The organism is Bathymodiolus platifrons methanotrophic gill symbiont, assembly GCF_002189065.1.
Lineage (GTDB): Bacteria > Pseudomonadota > Gammaproteobacteria > Methylococcales > Methylomonadaceae > Methyloprofundus.
Genome location: NZ_BDMN01000149.1, coordinates 1 through 5,755, shown reverse-complemented (window position 1 = coordinate 5,755; position 5,755 = coordinate 1). Strand labels below are relative to the sequence as shown.

At 42.3% G+C, this 5,755-nt stretch carries 4 protein-coding genes and 2 pseudogenes; 3 read left to right on the top strand and 3 right to left on the bottom strand.

From position 1 onward, the window contains the following. Positions 1–137: 137 nt before the first annotated feature. Entirely contained in the window at positions 138–374 is a 237-nt protein-coding gene (locus CDZ78_RS09380) for a hypothetical protein (RefSeq protein ID WP_087869785.1), read from the bottom strand. 108 nt (positions 375–482) lie between these two features. Continuing rightward, positions 483–2,285, bottom strand: a complete 1,803-nt coding sequence (locus CDZ78_RS09375) for an IS1634 family transposase (protein ID WP_087869784.1) — start codon at positions 2,283–2,285, stop codon at positions 483–485. A 406-nt stretch (positions 2,286–2,691) separates the two neighbouring features. Here CDZ78_RS09375 and CDZ78_RS09370 point away from each other — a divergent pair, with 406 nt between their 5' ends. The 3 genes and pseudogenes from CDZ78_RS09370 to CDZ78_RS09360 form a co-directional block, all read left to right on the top strand. Further along, positions 2,692–3,339, top strand: coding sequence for a nucleotide-binding protein (locus CDZ78_RS09370; protein ID WP_087869783.1), 648 nt, complete (start codon positions 2,692–2,694; stop codon positions 3,337–3,339). Beyond that, positions 3,332–3,631: a hypothetical protein gene (locus CDZ78_RS09365; RefSeq protein ID WP_087869782.1), complete on the top strand. Its 300-nt coding sequence runs from the start codon at positions 3,332–3,334 to the stop codon at positions 3,629–3,631. Before CDZ78_RS09370 ends, CDZ78_RS09365 begins: the two co-directional genes overlap by 8 nt. Before the next feature lie 154 nt (positions 3,632–3,785). Continuing rightward, positions 3,786–4,298, top strand: a pseudogene (locus CDZ78_RS09360) (IS6 family transposase); the annotation flags it as partial. Between the two features lie 16 nt (positions 4,299–4,314). On the opposite strand, the pseudogene CDZ78_RS09355 reads toward CDZ78_RS09360, so the two are convergent. Then, a pseudogene (locus tag CDZ78_RS09355) lies at positions 4,315–5,295 on the bottom strand (IS1595 family transposase). Positions 5,296–5,755: the final 460 nt, after the last annotated feature.

Here is a 5,755-nt window from a genome sequence, read left to right as displayed (position 1 = left end):
AAACTTTCATATTCTGCTAATTAACTGGCTTTTGATCTTTTACCCCCCCGCAAAGCAAATTAAATATAGCCCCAATCGCTTGAGGCCGTCAGCTCGTGCGTTCTATCGGCTTACCTGATAAATCTACATTGAAAAAATTAAAGGCTGTCAGAGGGGTTTAAAATGGATTGCAGGGCTTGTTCTTGATAGCGGTTTGAAAAATAGGCCAGTCCTTCGGATAGGCTCAAGGGGGAAAGCTTCAAGGCTTCCAACTCTCGCATGATGGGCTTTAGTTGGTCAATGATGAAAGCGCGGTGCTGGGTTGCCTGTGCTGGTGGCAGTTGTTTAATTACCCGCTTTGAGTCTATCCAATCCATTAAATCCAGTTGTTGCATTTTTCTAGCCCATCTTTCGATTTTAATGACAACAAATTATTTAAAAACAATAAGATACGAACGCACGGCCTTGGTGTTGGCACTACAGATTTTTATTTTGAATTAAGGCTAAATCAATGTTTTTTTAACACCCCCTGGCTGCGCTGAAATTTCCAGTGCTTTATAAATGACGGATTGTCGTGGCTCTGCATTCGTTGCTTTCCTTAGGTGAATCGTCTTGCCGTCTTCTCGTCGTAAAATAACAGTAATGCGTTGTTGGTTTTCCATGGCCCGTCGAATTGTCTGCCAGCTATCATTAATATGTTCAGCTTTGAGTTGATAACGAAGCGTCTGAACGAGATGATAGGCAATGAGAGTGATAAAGATATGCCCATTAACCCGTTCTTCTTTTCGATGGTAGATAGGGCGTAGCCCTAGCTCACTTTTCAAACTGCGAAAAACACTTTCTAGGTCGGTTAGCATGGTGTAGGTGCGCCAGAGCGTTTCTTCATTCCAGTCGGTCAGGTTGGTGCGTAAGCAATAAACACCGGGATGGGTTGCCTGCGAGTTGGCTTTTTCCACACGTTTCCAGCTGATTGAGATGGCCTTGCCTCCTTCATCATCAGGCACTACCGTGACTTCATAGTGCTGTGCTGCACGCGCATATTTTTCCTTTATGCGGCCCAGCCGTTCTAACACTTTTGCATAATTTTTTGTGGTTCCTTTTTTGCTCAACCCAGCATGCAGGCTGTTGAGTGCGGTTTCATATTTTTCTGAAAAACTATCCTGCATGGCTTGTTCTTTCTTTTCCCTGAGTTGCGAGTGACAGTACAGCTCAACTTCTCCGGTCTCTTCTACAGTCACTTTTTGAACTTTTACGCTTTGCCCCGGAATATCTTTGATCAGGGTTGCCTTTTCTTCATCAAAATCCCGATTGCGCTTGCGTGAGACAACAATGTATTTATAGCCATGTTCAATGAGATACTGGATATTTTCTTCACTGGCAATGCCTGCATCAAGTATCACGGTTGATCCCGTTCGTCCTTCCAGTCCTTCAAGCATGATTTGCAGGGTTTGTGGTTCACTTGCATTACCCGGGAAGATCTGGCTTTTACGTGGAAAGCCGCTACCATCAAGCACTAGGCCTAATGTGACCAAGGGGCAGTCGCTACGCTTTTCCTTGGAACGGCCTCTTTTTGCTTTTGGGTTTGTTTTGGCCTCGCCTTCAAAGAAGGTATTTGTCAGATCATAAAGCGTGATAGTTTCACTGAAGCTGAATAGATCCCTTTCTTGCTGATATAAGTGGGTTTCAATGGCTTCCCGGTGTTTCCATAATTGGTCGGATACCTGATACAGGCGATCCAGCCCCATACCTTCAAAGTCATAGTCGATTAACTCACCGAGGCCGCTGCTTGTCTGTAGCCAGCTGTGCGTGGCTAATTCGCTTGCAGGCGAAGCCATCCGTCCAATGATGGTACTGAGGGAGGCAGCAAGCTGGTGTTGATTAAACCCCAGTGATTTCAACTTGTCATCCAGTGTTAACTGCTTGACCGCGTGTAACGCTATTTGCTCAACCCCAACACGGCGCGGTCGCACAAGTTCTATATTGCCGATATCGACTGTCTCAAATTGTACGGTGTCGTCAAGGACTGTACTGCGGGATGTAATGATTTGGGTGGCATAACACTGCGGCAGGGTTTCGAGTGTTTCTTCTAGATCAATGGTAAGCCAGTCAGTCTGTGCAGTAAGTAATTGATCAATACGACTTGATAATGATTTCCACTGAGATTTAGGCACATCAAAGTAACGGCCAAGATTAAGCAAAGTGTGTTGCTTGACTTTACCATCAATTCGCTCGGATTCGACTAGCCGAAACGTTTTATAGGTCTCGCCAGTTTCCTTGGTTCGGGTCGTTGTGCATCGAATAAACATACTGAAATTTTTTCATAAAAACCAAGGGAAATCAATGACTTTTAAAAATAATATGGCACTACATTTCATTTGAAAATAGAAGCGATTGAAATAACAAGGTTTTTATTTTTTTATTCGACTAAAATTGACACTTTGGTGACTTTTGAGCGAAAAACGACTGAACATGGGCTAGGCTTTCTTTTTTGGATATTTTTAGAACGATGATAGAGGGGGAAAATTAAGGAAGGTTGAAGTTATCCACAAAGGGAAAATACAAGAATAAGTATTTAAAGAATAATATAAGAAAAGAATAGGGATTTTTGACAAGACAAAAAACCTTTATTTATTAAGGTATTAAGTTGTTTTTTTCTGTTTTAACTGGGAGGTTATGCCCCTACTCATACGATATAGCATAGGATGAAATGATATGGTTATTTTAATTGGTGGCGAAAAGGGCGGTACTGGTAAAACAACCATCGCTACAAACTTAGCCGCGATGCGATCCTTGGCAGGTCGCGATGTATTATTAATTGATACAGACCCACAAGGTAGTGCCAATTATTGGGCACAAAGCAGGGATGAAGAAAACATAAATCCTCGCGTTGCTTGCGTCCAGAAATTCGGTAAAGGCTTGCCAAAGGAAGTGCAGGATTTGGCAACACGCTACCAGGATATTATTATTGATGCGGGTGGCCGTGATTCTGTTGAATTACGTTCCGCGTTAGTAGTGACAGAAAGACTCTTTGTCCCTATCCAGCCATCACAGTTTGATATATGGACTCTGAACCAGATGGAGGAACTGGTTGAAACAGCAAAAGCATTTAACTCTGACTTAATAGCAAAGGTTATTATCAGTCGTTCATCCACCAATCCTTCAGTTCATGAATCCGATGATACGGGCAAGCTGTTAAATGATTTTGATAACCTGGATTTAGCTGATGTCACAGTCCGGGATCGCATTGCTTATAGAAAAGCAGCTAAAGATGGGTTGGCTGTCATTGAATTAAAACCTAAAGACCAAAAAGCTGTTAAAGAAATGCAAGCATTATACAAAGAGGTATTCGGTGATGAGTGAATTAAAAAGCAGACTACCTGGAAAATATAAACCTGATTTGGATGCGTTCCTTTCCGGCGCTGATGAAAAGACAAAACCTGAAAAGACAATACCAAAACACAAATCAAAGTATTCCTGGGAAAGTGCAGGCGTAAGAGAAGATGTCACTAAAGTTTATAACCTGAGATTGTCTGAACCTTATTTACTTAAACTAAAGTACATTGCCGAACAGACACCAGATAGTATGCAGAAGTTCTGTATCAATGTTCTTGAGAAAGAGATTGATAAGAAAATAAAAGAGCTGACAAAATAGTATGATACGATATGATATGATGATGATATCATACTATATTATTTTACTATTATTCCCTGTTCTATCTGTAGCAGGGAATCTCAGGTTCTGTCGCAAGTTTGTGTACATTCTGAGGTAATGCCGCCTTCTGTTTAAATTTTCATAAAACAAACCCATGATCAGTTTTAAAGGCGCTCAATTCCCAAAGGATGTCATTCTTTACGCGGTTTTCTTTTATGTCAGGTATGGCGTTTCGTATCGCGACCTTGAAGAAATTATGGAAGAAAGAGGTGTTGAAGTGGATCATGCTACGCTCAATCGTTGGGTTATCCGTTATTCTCCTGCCATTGCTGTAAAAGCTAAATCTCAGAAACGAGAAACCAATAAATCGTGGCGCATGGATGAAACGTATATCAAAGTGAAGGGGCAGTGGACCTATTTATACCGAGCTGTTGATAGTCACGGTGATACGCTTGATTTCATGCTTTCTGAGCGCCGTGATGAAGAGGCTGCAACCGCATTTTTCAAACAAACGATTAACAATAATGGCTTTCCTGATAAGGTCGTTATGGATAAAAGTGGCGCTAACTATGCAGGATTAGCCAATATTAACCTCTTGTTAATCCTCGCTGGGTTTGCCACTATGATCGACATATTACAGGTTAAATATTTGAAGGGGGGTATTCAATTAGCGCCTCCACCTACTACATATTGTGATGCCGCCAATCAAATCCATGAGCAATTTCTGTCCCAATAATGGGTTCTGTAACAACAGCCTGTTCAAGTAGTCTCCGAAAAACCAACCCACGACTACTTGACGCGCGACGGTTAAACCGAAAAGTAAATTCTTCCAAATAAGATTGCAGATGCTCAACGCTGACTGATCCTTGGTGTGTACCGAGAATCCACCGCTTAAGTAGACTTGCAACTCGATGAACACCTGGCATAGACACGTGGGCGGGGTCAGCGCTAGATGAAAGTAGCTTCTTTTGGTGTGCATAACCGTTATGTCGCAACGTATTGTAGCCGCCCCAACCATCAGTTTGTACAACAGCACCAGGTGTTACCACATGACAGACAAACGGAACTAATTCATTTCCGGATGCATCCGAATTCGACCAAATCCCATCGGTTCTTTGATCTCAACAGCTATTACAACAATAGCTTTATCAGTTCCACGCCCTCGTTTTCCACCGAGATCAACACCTCCCACAAAGCTTTCATCGATCTCAACAATACCAGATAACTGCTCTCGCTCACTCCGCACCATGGCAATACGATACCGGTGAAGCATATTCCATGCGGTAAGGTAGCTTGTGCCTAAAGTTCGTTGTAACGTTTTTGCAGATAAGCCATTTTTTGCTGTTGTCATATGCCAGGCAGCCTCAAACCAAGTTGTAAGGGGGGGGGCGTGTTTTATCGAAGATTGTACCTCTTGTGACGGATGTTTGATGGCGACATTTCGGACATACCATCCTCCCACGAGTTTGATACCACGGCTCTGAGACAATATTACATTCTGGACAACTAAAACCATTAGGCCAGCGTAGCTTCACCAGATAATTAATGCAGGATTCATTGTCTGGGAACCATTCCACGAACTCCCGATAAATACGTGGGTAATCGCGCCCTGCTTCCAGGGCTGGTTTCTTTTTCGATTGATCACTTAATTCTTTCACCCCTATATCTTGTACTAGGAGGCGCTAATTGTATACCCCCCTAGAATTATTGCTCATTCTGATAAAAATACCTATAAAAAAGGTCTTGTACTTGGCGAAACATCAAAGAAAGATCCCGATAATTTTATTGGGAATATTCAAGAGTATTGTGATCTTGTTGGAAACCTAATAGGAGTAGGGGCGTTAGACTTCCGTTGTTCTTCTGGCCAAGGGGATGTTCTTGATTTTGTAGGCTTCCTAAGTGATGTAAATGAAATGCTGTTGACCACGAACGAAGATGATCAACAAATATTGTTCGCTAACCTGAAAGACAAGCTTTCGCAAGAATAGCGACCCCCCCGCATTTACAGGTTTGTATTCCTAGACTCAGCAGAAGCTGGACCATGATTCTCCAGCTGCACTAGATCAAATATGGATCTTTGAGTATCAAAAACCATTCTATGAGACATGAAGCTCATTATTGTAC